Origin of the sequence: Streptomyces showdoensis, assembly GCF_039535475.1 — a bacterium.
Lineage (GTDB): Bacteria > Actinomycetota > Actinomycetes > Streptomycetales > Streptomycetaceae > Streptomyces > Streptomyces showdoensis.
In genome coordinates this window covers 15,118-30,984 of record NZ_BAAAXG010000025.1, presented here as the reverse complement: position 1 = coordinate 30,984, position 15,867 = coordinate 15,118, and the positions used below count along the sequence as shown (strand labels likewise).

Sequence of the window (15,867 nt, the reverse complement as noted above, 5' to 3'; positions counted from 1 at the left end):
CCGGACACGGCCAGCGACCGTGCGCCGGCGGTCGCGTGCATGGCGACCGAAGGTCTGCGGCGGTACCAACTCACAGAACCGGTACCGGACCGACGCCCAGAGGGCCGCGCGGGAGCGAATCAGGCTGCAGATTGGTCAGTCGCCGTAGTACCGGTCGTAGACGGCGGAGCGCTCCTCCACTGAGAAGCCCTCGAATTCGCCTTCTGCCTCGAGCTCGCGCAGGCGATCCAGTGCCGCCGTCGCAGAAGGTGCGCGGCTGGCCGAGAGGTGGGCCTTCGTCGCGTCGAGCCCGTGTCCAAGCAGGAATTCGATGTCGATCGAGCACGCTGCGTCGAAGCTGGCTTGCTTTGCACTCCAGATCAGGAGCACGTCGTCGAGTCCGCCGCTGTTGAACAGCTGGAAGCAGCAGAGTCTCATCAGCTCAGTGTCGCCCGTGCCCTGTGCGCGTCGCTCACGCGCTGTGTGCTCTCTGAGGAGTGCGCGGATCTCGTCGAGGTCCGCGCCGACGGGCCGAAGCCCGTAGCGGCGCCAGCTTTCCTTGGCATCCATCGCTGGCCTCCTTGATCGTCCGCCCCGGCCTGTGACTATCGGCGCCGCCCATCGCCGTTCGGTCGGACAGCGGCCCCTCAGCCGGTCACAGTATGCGCACGGCGGGCCGCCCGATGTGGGCGGCGCTCACCGGCGCAGGTGACCGGCGGCCCATGCCAGCCGACATCACCCCATCAAATGGAGTACCCGGCAGCCTTCTTTCGCCAGAGCCGCCAGACGTCGTTTAATGCAGGCCGCCGCCACCTGAACTCACCACTAAGGAGACCGAGTTGCCGCCAGACGCTCCGTTACCGGACGAACCCACCATCCCGCCTATGCCACTCCATCCGCCGGGCCGCCCTCGTGGGCGTCACAGCGTCGCCGAGATAGCCGCGGGCGTCTCGGCCCTGGCAGCCGTGGTCGGGGTCGTGATCGCACTGTTCAGCTTTCTCGCCGGAGGTCGCACGCCACCCGCAGCCCCGCCGGTCGCCGAAGCCCCCACAGCCTCGCACCCTGCAAAGTCGCCGACACCGACACCGAGCTCGACGCCCGTACCGGGCACGTCCCGTTCCGCCACGCCGCCGGCGCCTGCGCTGCCGAGCCCCGGCTCCGCTGTCTCCTTGACGACCCTCACTCCCATCAAGGAGGAGCAGAGCTCCTTGGACATCGGCCCTCAGACAGTCAACCTGAAGAGCCATCCCTTGACGATGTACTCCCCCTGCTCTGAGACGACTTGGCAGTTGGACCGGAAGTACACCTCCTTCACCGCCCAGTACGGCGTGACCGACGACTGGGACAAAGTGCCCGAGCAGTTCACGATCTGGGTGGACGGCACGGAACGGCTCCACGCGACCAAAGACGCGGGCAACACTCCGGGGAAGGTCACCCTGGACGTCAGCAACGCTTTACGGATCACGCTGCAGACCTGGCCTTGCTACCCCTACGACCCCGGCCTCGCCGTCTGGATCGACCCCGTCCTCACAGCCAAATAGGATCCTTCCAGGTGATCGCCCGCCGGTGGTCGGCCACCCTCGTCACCGCACTCCAGTCACCATGCCGTCCGGGACGAAGGTGCTCGCCATCGGCTCGTTGCCGCCCCGACGGCTCCGTCAGCCGGTTCATCCTCGGATAGCAACCGGCCTGCACCACGGGCTCGAGCGCGGCCGGTGACGTGCAGGACGGCTGCTGCGTCCTGGCCGCGAGGTCCCCGCAGACCACGCTCCGCAGGTGTCCGCATCCGGCCCCAGCAGGGGGCGGCTCCGGCGAGAGTTCACCCCTGCGCGTAACGTGCGGTACATTCGGGCATCGGGTAGACCGTTTCTGTAGCGATGGCGACCGGGTGGCCCGAGACCATGGACAGCTCGCCGGATCCGGCGCTGCGTGCAGGAGGGACCGACATGGGCGGCACACTGGCCGACGAGATCCGCAGTCGACTCGGGGAGCTCAGCCCTGCCGAGCGCAAGGTCGCCCGGGTCCTGCTGGCCGGATATCCCGCGGCGATCTTCGAGACGGTCGCCACGATCGCGGAGCGCGCCTCCGTGTCCGCCCCCACCGTGCTCCGCTGTGCTTCCCGGCTCGGCTACCGCGGCTTCCCCGACCTGCAGGCGGCCGTGCGGGCCGAGCTCGAGGCGCGGCACGCCTCACCGATCACCCTGTACGAGAGCGCTGGTCCGGCGAAGGCCCAGGGGTCGTCCGCCGGGCAGCGGGGCGAGGACGACGAGCCGGTCGCGGGGCGCTCCCTCGCTCTCGTACAGCAGGCACTGACCCAGACCTTCAGCGAGGTCTCCCCCCATGAGTTCGGCCTCGCGGTCAAGCTCCTGAGCGACCCGCGCCGCCGGATCCACCTCACCGGCGGGCGCTTCACCCACCTGCTCGCGGAGTATCTGGGGCTCCACCTGATGCAGTTCCGCGACCAGGTCGCCTTCGTCCCTGAACGGGACGTCGAGCGGGCGGCGTTCCTGACGCAGCTGGCGCGTCGCGACGTGACGGTCATCTTCGACTACCGGCGCTACGAGGGCGACAAGGCGGTCATCGCGGAGCTGGCGCGGGAACGCGGCGGGAAGGTGATCGTCTTCACCGATCCGTGGCTGTCCCCGAGCGCCAGCCACGCCGACGTCGTTCTCACCAGCCAGGTGAACTCCGATTCCCCCTACGACAGTCTCACGCCCACTCTCGCGCTCATCGAGTCCGTCGTCGCCTCCACCCTGGGCGAGCTGGGCTCCGAGGCGCACCAGCGGATGAAGGACGCCGAGGCCGTCGCGCGGCGGACCGGGCTGCTGTGAGGGAGGCGGTCCGGGATCAGTCGAGGGCTCCGTTGACCGTCGCCTTCGGGATCGCGATGTTCGGGACCCCGTACTTGCCGAGGATCTTCCGGTAGGAGCCGTCGTCCATCAGCGACTGCAGGGCGGCCCGCACCGCCTCCTTGAGGCCGGCCCGGTCCTTGGATATGCCGATCCCCATGGGTGAGGCGCTGTACTCGCCGACGGCGGCTCGGCCGGTCACGGTGGAGAAGGCGTTGCCGCCGTCCGCGGTGGAGGCGACGTACGCGGCGGTGACCTCGTCCAGGTAGTCGGCGACGACCTTGCCGCTGCGCAGGGCGAGTTGGGCCTCGGAGTCCTTGGAGAAGGTGAGGATCCGGATGGGCGGCAGGCCCTTCGCCTCGCAGAGCTGCTGGCGCTGCTGCAGGAGCTTCTGGTGGTTGGTGCCCGTCTGGACGCCGACCGGCTTCCCGCAGACGTCGGTGACGACGGTGATCCCGGCCGGATTGCCCTTGGCGACCAGCCAGCCGGGCCCCGCGTTGAGGTAGTCGACGAAGTCGACGGACTTCTGCCGCGCCTTCTTGTCGGTCATCGCGGACATGACGGCGTCGAACTTGCCGGCCTGGACGGCGGGGAGGATGCCGTCGAACTTCTGCGCCGTGAAGGCGAACCGGACGCCGAGCCGGGCGCCGATGGCCTGCCCGAGGTCGTAGTCGATGCCGGTGATCTGCTTGCTGCCCTCGTTCGCGTACATCTCGAAGGGCGGGTAGGGGATGTCCGTGGCCACGCGTACCGTGTTCGTGGTGCGGATGCTCTCGGGGAGCATCGCGTGGAGCTTCGGATCGGGTCCGACCGTGAGGTCCGGCAGAACGGCGACGGGGCCGGCCGTCGGCCGGGCGTCGGCGGTGGTGGTGTCGGTGCCGGTGGTGCAGGCGGACACGACCAGGACGGCGAAGGCGGTGAGGACCACGGCCGGAGTGACGTGCGAGCGCATGACGGTTCTTCCTTCGGTGGGCGTGTCGGGGGTGGGAGGGGTCAGACCAGCTCGACGCGGCGCGCGGTCTCCTCGCCCCGTTTCATGTGCTGGTGCGCGCCGTCGCCGAGCGAGGTGACGAGAGCGGCCACCAGGGTCTCGATGACGGCGAGGGTGGGCACGAGACTGTCGTAGGGGGAGGGCGCGTCGACCCGGTGGGACAGCACCACGTCCGCGTGTGCGGTGGTGGGGGAAAGCCACATGTCCGTGAACACGATGACCGCGCCGCCGCGCTCCTTCGCCAGCTGGGCGATGGCGAGTTTGTCGCTCTCGTAGCGCCGGTAGTCGAAGACCACGAAGACGTCGCGCTTGCCGAGCGCGGCCAGGAGCGCCGTGCGTTCCACGTCCCGGTCGGGCAGGAGTCGGATGTCGTCGCGCAGCTGCATCAGGTGCAGGCCGAGGTAGCGCGCGAGGAGGTGGGTGAAGCGTCCTCCGACGAGGGTGATGCGGCGCCGGGGGTCGGACAGAAGGGTGAGCGCGCCGGCGAAGTCGTGCCGCGGGATGTCGGTGAGGGTCTGGGTGAGGGCCTGGGTGAAGAGCGTGTCGCTGTGCGCCACGAGGCCGTCGGTCGTGTGTCCGTAGGCTCCGTCTCCGCTGGTCTCGTAGAGCGAGAGGGGCGAGGCGCTGCGCTCGTCGAGTTCCTTGCGCAGCGCGGCCTGGAAGTCGGGGAAGCCCGTGTAGCCGAGGCGGGACACGAAGCGGAGGACCGTGGGTGCGCTGACGCCGGCGCGTTCGGCGATCGTGGCGACCGTTTCGAATCCGGCGGACGGGTAGGACGCGAGCAGGATGCGGGCGACCTTCCGTTCGGCGGGCGCGAGGAGGCCGAGCTTGCGTCGGATGTCATCGGCGATGGGGCTGGGAACCACGGGAGACTCTCTTCGGTCCCGCGCACGCCGAACGGTGTCGCGCGGGTGGTACGGGGCGGGGCCCCGGGGCGTGCTGCGGACGCGCCCGGGGGCCTTCGCTCAGGAGGGTGGAGCGGGAGTCACCTGGGCGTGATGCTGATCCTCATCCCGATCAGCGTCTGCGCGGTGGCGCCGTCGCCGGTCCAGGCGGAGAAGCCTCCGGCCTTGCTGAAGGTGACGTCGAAGCGCGGGCCGGACTCGAAGGTGGTGGCGTTCGCGGTGTTCTGCGCGCGGGTCGAGGCGAGCGCGCGGGCGGTGGTGCGGAAGGAGTAGGGGGTGCCGTCCGGGTTGGCGGAGGAGTAGAAGACGTCGGTGTTGGCGGGCACCGGGGCCGTGCTCGTGGGGTGCAGGGGCCGCTTGCCCGGTGCGGGCCGGGGGGCCCAGGTGCGGGCGTCGTACCGGTCGTGGTCGGTGAGGTAGGTGTAGCGGGCGCCGCGCAGGGTCCAGCCGGCGGCGGACGTGTGCGCGCGGGCGCCGCGCAGGTCGAGGACGGCGACGCCGTTGGGCCCGAGCACGGTGAGGTGCTCGCGCGGGGTGCCGGGATCGTCGACGACCAGCGCGGTGTTCTCCTCCAGGGCGTAGACGCGGTCGTGCCCGGTGTCCGCGGCGAGGCGCAGCGCCCGTCCTTCGCGGCCGTAGGCTCCGGTGTGGGTGTCGACGAGTCCGGAGCGCAGGAAGCCGAAGCCGCCTTCGGGGATGTAGGCGAGCCGGGCCGGGTCCTCGTAGTAGCCGGGGGCGCTGCCGTCGCGGAGGCCCTCGTAGGATTCGCCGCCGCTGACCATGTCGGCGCCGGAGGCGATCTGGGCCCCGGCGGAGGAGCCGGAGACGACGGCGCCGTGGGCGAGCTTGGCGCGGATGGCGGCGAGGACCTTGGAGTCGGTGTGCCGGTCGCCGTGCAGGAGGGTGGTGAGGTAGCGGTACTGGTCGCCGCCGCCGAAGAAGAAGCCGCTCATGGAGTTGATCCGGTCGACGACGGCGTCGGAGTCGGCGTTCGCGACGTGGTCGATGTCGAGGGGGATCCACTGGGCGTCCGCGGCACCGTGGCGCTTGAAGAGGTCGGCGTAGTAGGCGCCGTTGCAGGCTGAGTTGCTGCACCGTTCGGGGTCGCCGGCGTGGGGGTCCTGGCTTTCGGGGACGGACGCGGCGGTGATGACGCCGATGCGTGCGGCGGGGCCGCCGGCACGCTTGATGATCTCCCCGTACACCTGCTTGTTGTCGTCCTTCAGGCCGCCGCCGACGAGGACCAGGGAGCCGCGCGGCTGCTGCGGGCGCTCGCTCAGGGCGTGCGCCGTGGGGGACGGTGGCGAGGAGGGCGAAGGCGATGCCGCCCGCGAGGACGGTGCGGCGTGCCGTGCCGGAATGTGCGCGCATGGGGCTCTCCATGGGTGAGGTGGTGGGGTGACGGGGCCCGTCGACCGGCTTCGGGCCCGGTCGCCTCCGGCATCGCGCGGGGAGGGCGGTGCCGGAGGCACTGCGGGGTCAGGCGGTGTTGCGCGCGTCGCCGAGCGAGGCGACCAGATCGGCGAGCAGCGCGATGCGGTGCGGGACGCTGGAGACGTCGAGCCATTCCTGGGGACTGTGGTCGGCACCCCCGACGGGGCCGAGGCCGTCCAGGATGGGCACGCCCATGCCGGCGATCAGGTTGGCGTCGCCCACTCCCCCGGTGGCCGCGGCGCCGAGCGGGACGCCGACGGCGGAGGCGGCCCGGCGGGCGTTGTCGAGCATGCGGCGCGAGGCGGGGGTGTCCTCCATCGGCGGGCACAGGTCGAGCTGCTCGACCTCGACCGTGGTGCCGGGCACCGCGGGGTGGTCGGCGATTTCCTGGATGGCCCGGGTGACGCGCCGTACGTCGGCCGTCGTGGCGGCCCTGACCTCGATGCGCAGTTCGGCCTCGGGGCAGACGATGTTCGCCCTGGTCCCGGCGCGTACCACGCCGACGTTGACGGTGACGTCGTCCCAGTGCCCGTTGAGGGCCTGGATCTGCACGACGAGGTGCGCCGCGGTGAGTGCGGCGTTCGCTCCGCGCTCCGGTTCGATCCCGGCGTGGGCGGCGCGCCCCGAGACGGTGAGGCGGAAGTCGGCCACGCCCTTGCGGGCGATGACGAGGTCACCGTTCTCCCGGGCGCATTCGAGGCCGAGCCCGTAGTGCATGCCGCGGGCGGTCTCCTCGATGAGCTCCCGGCTGGCGGGCGAGCCGATCTCCTCGTCCGGGGTGGCGAGGAGGACGAGTTCGTCGTAGGTGTCCACTCCGTGGTCGTGGAGGAGTTCCAGGGCCGTGAGGCCTGCGAGCAGGCCTCCCTTGTCGTCGCTGACCCCGGGGCCGTTGGCGATGCTTCCGGTCAGGGCGAAGGGACGCGCGGCCGCGGTCCCCTCCTCGAAGACGGTGTCCATGTGGCCGGCGAGGAGGATCCGCTGGCCGCCGTCGGACTCGGCGAGGGCGCCCTTCTTGCGGGCGACGAGGGCGTCGCCCGCCTGGAAGCCCTGCCGCCCCGGCGGGAAGGTCACGCGCTCGACGGCGAAGCCGATGCCGGTGAGCCGGCTCTGGACCCAGTCGGCGACCCGGTTGACGCCGTGGGGCGTGTACGAGCCGGAGTCGATGGAGACGAGTTCTTCGAGGTCGTGCAGGTAGCGGGCCTGGAGGGAGCGGGCGCCGTCGAGGAGTTCCGCGGCGAGCTGCCGGCGCGGAGGCGCGCTCACAGGACCTTGGACAGGAAGGCGCGGGTGCGTTCCTGCTCCGGTTCGACGAGGACCTGGCGCGGGTCGCCGGCCTCGACGACGACTCCTTCGTCCATGAAGACGGCGGTGTCGCCGACCTCGCGGGCGAAGCCGATCTCGTGGGTGACGACGACCATGGTCATGCCGTCGGCCGCGAGGTGCCGCATGACGTCCAGGACGTCCCCGACGAGCTCGGGGTCGAGGGCGGAGGTCGGCTCGTCGAAGAGCATCAGCTTGGGCTTCATGGCCAGCGCCCGGGCGATGGCGACCCGCTGCTGCTGGCCGCCGGAGAGCTGGGCGGGGTAGTGGTGGGCCCGGTCGCCGAGTCCGACCTGCTCCAGGAGGGCGTGGGCCTGCTCGCGGGCGTCGGCCTTGGACACGCCGCCGACCTTCACCGGTGCCTCGGTGACGTTCTCCAGGGCGGTCATGTGCGGGAAGAGGTTGAACCGCTGGAAGACCATGCCGATGTCCCGGCGGCGTTCGGCGACCTCGCGTTCCCGGAGTTCGTGGAGCTTGTTGCCGTGCTGGCGGTAGCCGACGAGCTGTCCGTCGACGGTGAGCTTGCCGCCGTCGACCTTCTCCAGGTGGTTGATGCAGCGCAGGAAGGTGGACTTGCCCGAGCCGGAGGGCCCCAGGAGGCAGCAGACCTGGCCGCGTTCGACGGTGAGGTCGATGCCCTTGAGGACGTCGAGCTTCCCGAAGTGCTTGCGGACGCCTTCGGCGCGCACCATGGGGGTGCTCATCGCTTGTGCTCCTTGTTCTTCTTGCCGAGCCGCTCCACGGTTCCGCCGAGCAGGCGGCGGAACGGCGAGACGTGTCCGGCGCGGGTGGTGCCGCGTCCGTAGCGTCGTTCCAGCCATGCCTGGGGCACGCTGAGGAGGGTGACGAGGGCCAGGTACCAGAGGCTGGCCACGATCAGCATGGGGATGACCTGGTAGTTCTGGGCGTACACGTCCTGGATGTTGGACATCAGGTCGTGGGCGGAGATGACCGAGACCAGTGCTGTCATCTTGAGCATGTTGATGGTCTCGTTGCCCATCGGCGGGATGATCACGCGCATGGCCTGGGGCAGCACGATCCGGCGCATGGTGAGCGCGGGCCGCATGCCCAGCGAGTGCGCGGCCTCGGCCTGGCCGGGGTCGACGGACTGGATGCCGGCGCGCACGATCTCCGAGGCGTAGGCGGCCTCATTCAGTCCGAGGGCGAGCAGGGCGGCGATCGCCGGGGTCAGCAGGGCGTTGGTCTCGGCCTGGAAGAAGGTGACCTCGGTGAAGGGGATGCCGATCTTCACGTACTTGTACAGGGCCGCCGCGTATCCCCAGAAGATGATCTGCACGAGCAGGGGCGTGCCGCGGAAGACCCAGACGAAGGCGTTGGCCAGGCCGTACAGCACGGGGCTGGCCGACAGGCGCATGACGGCGATCAGCGTGCCCAGGCCGAGGCCCAGGAGCATGGCGGCTGCGGTGAGCCAGAGCGTGGTGGCCAGACCGTCGAAGATGAGGTCGGCGAAGAGGTAGTCGCCGACGACGTCCCAGTGCAGGTTGTCGTTCTTCGCCAGCGAGCCGATCAGGCCCACCAGCGCCAGGAGCGAGGCGACGGCGGCGATCCACCTGCCGTAGTTGCGGACGGGAACGATCTCCAGATCACGCAGGCCCGTCGCGCTGGTGGTCGTGCGGTCGGCGGGAGGCTTGGTGTCGATCATGCTCAGTCCACCGACGCGTTCTTGGTGGCCGCCTTCACGAGGATGGAGCCGACGCCGTACTTGTTGTAGATCCGCAGGAGGGTGCCCTCGTCGATGAGGGACTGCAGCGCCTTCTGGATCGCGTCCGTCAGCTCGGGCAGCTGCTTGCTGATCGCGATGCCGTTGGGAGTGGCGTCGTAGCCGCCGGACGCGGCCGGGTCCTCCACCAGGTCGAAGGCCTTGCCGGCGTCGGCGGTCTTGGCGACCCAGCCGGCGGCGGGCTTGGTCAGGACCTGGGCGACGACCTTGCCGGAGCGCAGGGCGAGCTGGGCGTCGGAGTCCTTCGGGAAGGTCTGGATGTCGATCTTCCCCTTGCCCGCCTTTCCGCAGGCGTCCTGATGGGCCTTCAGCAGGTCGAGCTGATGGGTCGCGGCCTGGACGGCGACCTTCTTGCCGCACAGGTCGTCCAGCGTCCCGATCTTGCCGGGGTTGCCGTCGGCGACCAGGACGCCGGAACCGGACTGGGAGTAGTCGACGAAGTCGACGACCTTCTGCCGCTCCTTGTTGTCCGTGATGGCCGACATCGCCGCGTCGAACTTGCCGGCCTGGATGGCCGGGACGATTCCGTCGAACTTCTGCGGCGTGAACGCGAAGGTGACGCCGAGCTTCGCGCCGAGCGCCTGGCCCAGGTCGTAGTCCAGGCCCGTGAGGGTGCTCTCGCCCTCCTTCACGAACATCTCGAACGGCGGGTAGGGCACATCGGTGGCCACCCGGACGGTGCCGGCCTTCTTGATCTTGGCCGGAAGCAGGTCGTGGAGGGCCTGGTCCTTCTTGATCTCCACGCCGGCGACGACGGCCTTTCCGCCGGCTGACGCGGCGGTGTCGTCACCGCCTCCGCAGGCGGAGAGCGTGGCGAGGGTCGTGGCCGCCAGGGCGGTGGTCACGACGCGGTGGGCAAGGCGAGCGTTCATCGCGGTGGAACCTCTCAACGGGGAACTCTGCCGACGGATTCCAGCCGTCAGCCGCACATCAGCGAAGTTACAGATCAATCAGTAGATTGACTAGATGTATCTCACGTTACGTTCACGTAACGCAGCCGCTTTCCCGCGCTCGCGGGGCTCCTTGCTGCGGATTCATCGCTCACGAACGGTCACGTCCGAGCAAAGTCGCCGTACATCTTCCCGTCAGAGTCGATGACTTGTAAGTTCCGCTACCAATCTCATCGACTCTCGGCCAAGCGACATCCGGCCGGTCGGCGAGGCACCCCTTCCCCTCACCCAGGAGCCCCCATGCCGTCACGCTTGTCCCTCGGTACCACCGCCGCGGCGGTCGCGCTGCTGTCGGTCGCCCTCACGCTCACCGCCCAGGAGCACGCCCACGCCGCCGCGAACAGGATCCGTCTCGGCAACGCCTCGGACGTCGCCAGGACGTCCTGGAACGGGCCGGCCTTCACCATGAACGGCGCCGGAGCCGTCATCCCCGCCTCCATGAGCCGTGCCGTCGACGACATCACGGGCGGCACGGGAACGATGGACGTGGTCGTCCTCGCGGGCTCGGCGCCGACCTCGGGAAGCGCGACGCCCGAGTGCGACACGGTCATGACCCTGACGGGCGTGAACTCCTGTACGACCTGGACGCTCACCGCCGCCAACGACGGCAACAACAGCCAGGTCAACGCCGACGTGCGCAATGCCGAGTTCGTCTACTTCGCCGGCGGCGACCAGTGCAGGTACTCCGCGTGGAAGGGCACCGCGCTGGAGGCCTCCGTCGAGTCGGTCGTCGCCAAGGGCGGCGGATCCGGCGGCGGCAGCGCCGGCCACCACATCAACAGTCCCATCGTCTACGACGCCTGCAACGGCAGCGTCACCAGCGCCGAGGCGCTCGCCAACCCCTACGACCGTTACATCAGCTTTACCACCGGAATGTTCCAGTGGCCGAACTACGCGGGCGTCATCAACGACTCCCACTTCGTCGCCCGTGACCGGATGGGCCGCACCATGTCCTTCCTCGCCCGTGCGGTGAAGGACGGTCTCGCCCCCGGTGGCGCGGCCTGGGGCGTCGGCGTGGAGGAAGGCGGCGGCTCGCTGTACCTCGACCGCAACGGCATGGCCACGCAGTACGGCAAGGACGCCTACGTCGTCCTCGCCGACCACCAGCCCGAGCAGGCCGTGGACCGCAAGCCACTGACGTACTCCGGCTTCAAGATCTGGCGCCTGACGCCGGGTTCGACCTTCGACTTCAAGAACAGGCCCAGCTGCGGCTACTACCTCCGCAGCGTGACCAACGGAGTCGCCGACGCCAACCTCTACACCGGCACCCCCCAGACGAACTGCGGCAGCCAGGGCGGCAGCGGCACCCTGGCCGAGACCGAGCCGAACGACACCCGGGACGCCGCCAACGACGCCACGGCGCTCGCGTCGCCCGGGACCGTCACGGGCTCCATGAAGTCCACGACGGACCGCGACTACTTCAAGGTCGCCCTGAACTCCGGCCAGACCGCCTCGGTGAACTGCGCCGTGCCCACCGCCTACGACGCCGACCTGTACTGGCTCGACTCGACCGGCAGCACGCTCGAGCGCTCCGTCAACAACGGCGCGGGCTCGGACGAGTCGGTCTCGTTCACCCGCACCTCCGCGGGAGCCGGCACGTACTACCTCGAGCTGGAGGCATACGCCGGCTCGGGAACGGCCTCCTACAGCTGCAGCGTGACCAAGAGCTGACCTCTCCGCACTCCACGAGGACGCACGGTGGCACTGACCGGCAGACGGCTGCCGGTCAGTGCCACCGTGCTGCGCGGCGCCGGGCGGGGCAGGGGGGCGGGGGCGGGGCCTCCGGTCGCCGGCTGCCGGCTGCCGCGGGGCCCCCTTCCGCCTCACCGGTCAGCGGGGATGGGCCAGGGTCCACGGGTCGAGGCGCGCTTCCAGCTCCTCCTCGGGGAGCAGTCCCCGACGCCTGGCGAGTTCCCTCACGGACAGGCCGGTGTCGAGGCTCTCCTGCGCCAGCTCGGTCGCACGCTGGTAGCCGATGACGGGATTGAGGGCCGTGGCGAGACTCGCGGAGCCTTCGACCAGCTCGCGAAGGTGCTGCTCGTTCGCCTCGATGCCCTGGACACACCGCTCGGCCAGCAGGCGGCTTGCCGCGTCGAGGCGGTTCATGGAGTTGAGCAGCAGGTGCACGATCAGCGGCTCGAAGGCGTTGAGCTGGAGCTGACCGGCCTGGGCTGCCGCGCAGACGGAGGCGTCGACGCCGATCACCTCGAAGCACACCTGGTTCACGGCCTCCGGGATGACGGGATTGACCTTGCCGGGCATGATGCTGGAACCGGCCTGGAGGGCGGGCAGCCTGATCTCGCCCAGGCCCGCTCTGGGGCCGGAGCACAGCAGCCGCAGGTCGTTGCAGATCTTCGCCAGCCGAACCGCGTACTGCTTCAGCGCACTGGAGAGCTGGAGGAAACCGCCCATGCCCTGCGTGGCCTCGATCAGGTCGCGGGCCGGGCGCACGGGGAGGCCGGTGATCGCGGCCAGGTGCGGTATCACAGCCTGGGCGAATCCCGCCTCCGCGTTGAGACCGGTCCCGATGGCCGTCCCGCCCAGGTTGACCTCGAGCAGGACGCCCGAGGCCATGGTGATCACTTCGGCGTCGTCCCGGACGGTCAGGGCGAAGGTGTCAAACTCCTGTCCGAGGGTCATCGGCACCGCGTCCTGGAGCTGCGTCCTGCCGAGCTTCACCGTCTTCGCGAACGTGCCGCCGCGCTCCGTGAAGGCACCGGCCAGCTCGCTCATGCCGTCGAGGAGCCGGCCCGCGGCCGCGTGCAGGGCGAGCTTGACGGCAGTCGGGAAGGCGTCGTTGGTGCTCTGCGAACGGTTGACGTCGTCGTTGGGGTGCAGGTGCCCGTAGGCGCCGCGCTCGCGGCCGAGCAGCTCCAGTGCGCGGTTCGCGATGACCTCGTTGGCGTTCATGTTCGACGACGTGCCGGCCCCTCCCTGGAACACGTCGACCACGAACTGGTCATGGAGCCGTCCCTCACGAATCTCCTGGCACGCCCGGATGACGGCGTCCGCCTGTTCGGAGGTGAGCACGCCGAGATCCCGGTGTGCCGCGGCGGCGGCCGCCTTGACCGCCGCGAGTGCCTCCACCAGTTCGGGATGCGCCGACAGGGGGATGCCGGTGAGCGGGAAGTTGTCGCGCGCGCGCAGTGTGTGGATGCCGTAGTAGACGTCTTCCGGCACCAGGCGGTCACCGATCAGGTCGTGCTCTGTGCGCTGCGAATCCACTGTCGCCGCCTCCGGTCTCTCTGGGGCGGCACACCCTGCCGCCTAGTACCAATCATTACATCGAAGCACCTGTGAGCGCCATACGGAATGCACGTTACTCACGAAGGGTGCCCGTCGACAGAGAAGGGACGGACGCAGGGAACGCCGACGGGCGGGGCGGTACACCACAGCCGCCCTCAACGCGGTCACGCCCTTCCGGCGCGACAGGCCGACCACCGGCCAGAGGCCGCGGCTGATCATCGAGAGCGTCACATCGAGAGGGCGAGCCGGCACATCGCGCTCGGGCAGTGCGCGGAGGGGTCCGCCGACGAGCAGGGGGCTCAGCCCGTGGACCGCGGAAGAGGCCGGGTAGTCGGCACCCTGGCCGCGCGCATCGGGACGCGCTCCACAGTCGCGTCGGGACGGACGCTCCTCGGCACCTCGTCCGCCCGGATCGCCCTGCCGCCGGCCCTCATGCCGTACGGCGGCATCGTCGGGCAGATGGTCCTCATGGTCCCGGGGATCGGTCAGACCGCCGCTCCGGCCGCCGAGTCGACCCTCAGCGCCCCGCCCCTCCGGAGGCGGACATCGGGACCAGGGGTCAACGGCGCGACACCCTGAACCGGCGGAACATCCGGCATGCGCCGGGAGAGTCTTACGGTGCGTGGAGGCGCCGGGAGAGTTTCCCGGTGCATGGAGGACGCACGTGCCCGGGCAGTCGACCGGATCGGGAAGGGCGACCTCGTCCTCCGGCGCCCACCTGCCGAACACGACGGGGGTACGAGCCGGTGGGTGGCTCCGCCGGAGACAGGGCCGCCGCGGGGTTCGCGATCGGCTGGTCGCGCCCGAAGTCCGCGTCCCCGCGCCGTAGCGGGCGCGGGGACGCAGGGCCGGGCTTGTGGAGGAGCGTGGTTACGGGGCGGTCGGGACCGTCGCGTCCAGGCCTCGGGCGGCGACGAGCTGGGCACTGCCGTCGGCCAGACGGTAGGACAGGCCCACCACACCGAGACGGCCTTCGGCGACCGCCTCGGCCAGGACGCGGGAGCGCTCGAGCAGCAGGTCCACGGTGTGTTCGATGTGCTCGGCCAGGATCTCGTCCGGCTTGTCGCGTCCGGCGGCCCGCGCCGCGAGAACACTGGGCGTCACCCGTTCGACGACGTCACGGACGAACCCGCCCGGCGTCTGCCCGTTCTCCAGGGCGGAGCAGGCCGCGGCGACGGCGCCGCACGAGTCGTGACCGAGGACCACGACCAACGGCGCGCCGAGAACCGCCACGCCGAACTCGATGGAACCGAGGACTTCCGTGCCGGCGACGTGCCCGGCGGTGCGGACGACGAACAGGTCGCCCAGGCCCCGGTCGAAGATGATCTCTGCGGCCAGCCGGGAGTCGGAGCATCCGAACAGCACGGCGAACGGCTGTTGACCGGGGGCGGTCAAAGTGCGTCGTTCGGCGTCCTGGTTCGGGTGCTCGGGCGAGCCGGTGACGAACCGCAGGTTGCCGGCCATGAGCAGGTCGAAAGCGTCGCGGGGCGACGGCGTCTGGATCTTCTCGGTCATGGCGGCAGCCTACGAGGTCGCACCGGCCGCCGTACCGGGCACTCCCCCTCGGCCGTCACACCGAACGGTGAAGAAAGGGGACAAACGTACGAACGCGATCCGGCCTCGTGCAGGTGAAACCTCCCCGGAAGGGGGTGCACCGCGATGACGGTCAAGTGCTCCACCCGGCTGACCACGCTCATGGCCTTGCCCGCGGCCCTCGGGCTCGCCGTGGCAGCCCCGGCACTCGCCGACCCCACTCCACGCACATCTCGCCGAACGCCATGACGCCGTCGGCGCCACCCTCAGCCAGGGAACTCGCTCCAGGATCGAAGCCGCCCTCGCCGCACTCGCCGCCCTCGCCGTGCTGCCGGTCCTGTTCCGGCGCTGCTCCTGATCACCCGCCGGCGCCCTCGGCGCCACGCCTGACGTCCTGGCGACCGGCGTGGCGCGCCCAGAGGATCAGCGGGACCTGGAGGGGAAGCCGCGCGCAGGCGACGGCTCTCGCGGCCCTCGAACGGTGGCGCCAGTCGTACGCCATCTTGACGTTCGCCGGGAACACTCCGGCCAGGAACAGGGCGGTGGCCTGGGCGCTCGCCTTTCGGGTCGCCGGGATCGCGAGGCCGGCGGCCAAGGCCAGTTCGGCCACGCCGCTGGCCGTGGTCCAGGCCCGGGGGCTGCCCGGAAGGGAACGCGGCACGATGGCGTCGAACTGCTTGGGGGCGGCGAAGTGAGCGAGGCCCGCCGAGGCCATCAGGCCGGCGAGCAGAAGCGCGGAACGCTCAGGGGACATCGGATTCCTCAGGTCAGGGGCGGACCGGAACAGGGTCCAGGAGGCCCATCGGTTACCGGGCAGTAATTATGCTGTCGCGGGCCCTCCCCGTCACGCCGTTGGTCGGAAGCGCGGCGTATCGCACGGGAGGCGGGACAGTTGAAGTCCGGCTTACAGCCAGGGACG

15 protein-coding genes are annotated in these 15,867 nt (G+C 70.3%); 3 read left to right on the top strand and 12 right to left on the bottom strand.

What is annotated here, in order from left to right:
- Window positions 1-135: 135 nt before the first annotated feature.
- Together ABD981_RS12440 and ABD981_RS12435 are read right to left on the bottom strand one after the other, a co-directional pair.
- Entirely contained in the window at window positions 136-549 is a 414-nt protein-coding gene (locus tag ABD981_RS12440; RefSeq protein WP_046908774.1) for a hypothetical protein, read from the bottom strand.
- Between the two features lie 349 nt (window positions 550-898).
- Complete coding sequence (locus tag ABD981_RS12435; protein ID WP_165590957.1) at window positions 899-1,195, bottom strand: hypothetical protein; 297 nt, start codon at window positions 1,193-1,195, stop codon at window positions 899-901.
- 40 nt (window positions 1,196-1,235) lie between these two features.
- On the opposite strand from ABD981_RS12435, the gene ABD981_RS12430 reads away from it, so the two are divergent.
- Both ABD981_RS12430 and ABD981_RS12425 read left to right on the top strand, forming a co-directional pair.
- Window positions 1,236-1,520, top strand: a complete 285-nt coding sequence (locus ABD981_RS12430) for an NPCBM/NEW2 domain-containing protein (protein ID WP_240495298.1) — start codon at window positions 1,236-1,238, stop codon at window positions 1,518-1,520.
- 405 nt (window positions 1,521-1,925) lie between these two features.
- Window positions 1,926-2,810 carry a MurR/RpiR family transcriptional regulator gene (locus tag ABD981_RS12425; RefSeq protein ID WP_046908771.1) on the top strand — a complete coding sequence of 295 codons (885 nt, stop codon included), beginning with the start codon at window positions 1,926-1,928 and terminating at the stop codon, window positions 2,808-2,810.
- Window positions 2,811-2,826: 16 nt separating this feature from the next.
- Here ABD981_RS12425 and ABD981_RS12420 read toward each other — a convergent pair whose 3' ends face one another.
- The 7 genes from ABD981_RS12420 to ABD981_RS12390 all read right to left on the bottom strand — a co-directional run bounded on the left by ABD981_RS12420 (window position 2,827) and on the right by ABD981_RS12390 (window position 10,091).
- A complete protein-coding gene (locus ABD981_RS12420) occupies window positions 2,827-3,780 on the bottom strand; it encodes an ABC transporter substrate-binding protein (protein ID WP_046908770.1) in 954 nt (317 codons plus the stop codon).
- A 41-nt stretch (window positions 3,781-3,821) separates the two neighbouring features.
- On the bottom strand, window positions 3,822-4,685 hold the full coding sequence (locus tag ABD981_RS12415; RefSeq protein ID WP_046908769.1) for a MurR/RpiR family transcriptional regulator: 864 nt from the start codon (window positions 4,683-4,685) through the stop codon (window positions 3,822-3,824).
- A 119-nt stretch (window positions 4,686-4,804) separates the two neighbouring features.
- Window positions 4,805-5,929 carry a cyanophycinase gene (locus ABD981_RS12410; RefSeq protein ID WP_345529110.1) on the bottom strand — a complete coding sequence of 375 codons (1,125 nt, stop codon included), beginning with the start codon at window positions 5,927-5,929 and terminating at the stop codon, window positions 4,805-4,807.
- A gap of 274 nt (window positions 5,930-6,203) precedes the next feature.
- Entirely contained in the window at window positions 6,204-7,421 is a 1,218-nt protein-coding gene (locus ABD981_RS12405) for a M20 family metallopeptidase (protein WP_046908768.1), read from the bottom strand.
- A complete protein-coding gene (locus ABD981_RS12400; protein ID WP_046908809.1) occupies window positions 7,418-8,170 on the bottom strand; it encodes an amino acid ABC transporter ATP-binding protein in 753 nt (250 codons plus the stop codon). The genes ABD981_RS12405 and ABD981_RS12400 overlap by 4 nt, the downstream gene beginning before the upstream one ends.
- 8 nt (window positions 8,171-8,178) lie before the next feature.
- Complete coding sequence (locus ABD981_RS12395; RefSeq protein ID WP_046908767.1) at window positions 8,179-9,141, bottom strand: amino acid ABC transporter permease; 963 nt, start codon at window positions 9,139-9,141, stop codon at window positions 8,179-8,181.
- Window positions 9,142-9,143: 2 nt separating this feature from the next.
- Window positions 9,144-10,091 (bottom strand): ABC transporter substrate-binding protein, encoded by a 948-nt coding sequence (locus ABD981_RS12390; protein ID WP_123954619.1) that lies wholly within the window; start codon window positions 10,089-10,091, stop codon window positions 9,144-9,146.
- A gap of 318 nt (window positions 10,092-10,409) precedes the next feature.
- Between ABD981_RS12390 and ABD981_RS12385 the strand changes: the two genes are divergently transcribed.
- A complete protein-coding gene (locus ABD981_RS12385) occupies window positions 10,410-11,840 on the top strand; it encodes a pre-peptidase C-terminal domain-containing protein (protein ID WP_240495285.1) in 1,431 nt (476 codons plus the stop codon).
- 159 nt (window positions 11,841-11,999) lie between these two features.
- On the opposite strand, the gene ABD981_RS12380 is transcribed toward ABD981_RS12385, so the two are convergent.
- From ABD981_RS12380 to ABD981_RS12370, 3 genes are all read right to left on the bottom strand, one after another.
- On the bottom strand, window positions 12,000-13,394 hold the full coding sequence (locus ABD981_RS12380; RefSeq protein WP_046908766.1) for an aspartate ammonia-lyase: 1,395 nt from the start codon (window positions 13,392-13,394) through the stop codon (window positions 12,000-12,002).
- Between the two features lie 891 nt (window positions 13,395-14,285).
- Complete coding sequence (locus tag ABD981_RS12375; protein WP_046908764.1) at window positions 14,286-14,930, bottom strand: carbonic anhydrase; 645 nt, start codon at window positions 14,928-14,930, stop codon at window positions 14,286-14,288.
- A 376-nt stretch (window positions 14,931-15,306) separates the two neighbouring features.
- Window positions 15,307-15,702: a DoxX family protein gene (locus ABD981_RS12370; RefSeq protein WP_046908763.1), complete on the bottom strand. Its 396-nt coding sequence runs from the start codon at window positions 15,700-15,702 to the stop codon at window positions 15,307-15,309.
- Window positions 15,703-15,867 lie beyond the last annotated feature (165 nt).

Bases quoted from the DNA above. Each gene is read 5' to 3' on its own strand.
- ABD981_RS12440 (WP_046908774.1), bottom strand. From the start codon at position 549: ATGGATGCCAAGGAAAGCTGGCGCCGCTACGGGCTTCGGCCCGTCGGC.
- ABD981_RS12435 (WP_165590957.1), bottom strand. From the start codon at position 1,195: ATGTCCAAGGAGCTCTGCTCCTCCTTGATGGGAGTGAGGGTCGTCAAG.
- ABD981_RS12430 (WP_240495298.1), top strand. From the start codon at position 1,236: ATGTACTCCCCCTGCTCTGAGACGACTTGGCAGTTGGACCGGAAGTAC.
- ABD981_RS12425 (WP_046908771.1), top strand. From the start codon at position 1,926: ATGGGCGGCACACTGGCCGACGAGATCCGCAGTCGACTCGGGGAGCTC.
- ABD981_RS12420 (WP_046908770.1), bottom strand. From the start codon at position 3,780: ATGCGCTCGCACGTCACTCCGGCCGTGGTCCTCACCGCCTTCGCCGTC.
- ABD981_RS12400 (WP_046908809.1), bottom strand. From the start codon at position 8,170: ATGGTGCGCGCCGAAGGCGTCCGCAAGCACTTCGGGAAGCTCGACGTC.
- ABD981_RS12395 (WP_046908767.1), bottom strand. From the start codon at position 9,141: ATGATCGACACCAAGCCTCCCGCCGACCGCACGACCACCAGCGCGACG.
- ABD981_RS12390 (WP_123954619.1), bottom strand. From the start codon at position 10,091: ATGAACGCTCGCCTTGCCCACCGCGTCGTGACCACCGCCCTGGCGGCC.
- ABD981_RS12385 (WP_240495285.1), top strand. From the start codon at position 10,410: ATGCCGTCACGCTTGTCCCTCGGTACCACCGCCGCGGCGGTCGCGCTG.
- ABD981_RS12375 (WP_046908764.1), bottom strand. From the start codon at position 14,930: ATGACCGAGAAGATCCAGACGCCGTCGCCCCGCGACGCTTTCGACCTG.
- ABD981_RS12370 (WP_046908763.1), bottom strand. From the start codon at position 15,702: ATGTCCCCTGAGCGTTCCGCGCTTCTGCTCGCCGGCCTGATGGCCTCG.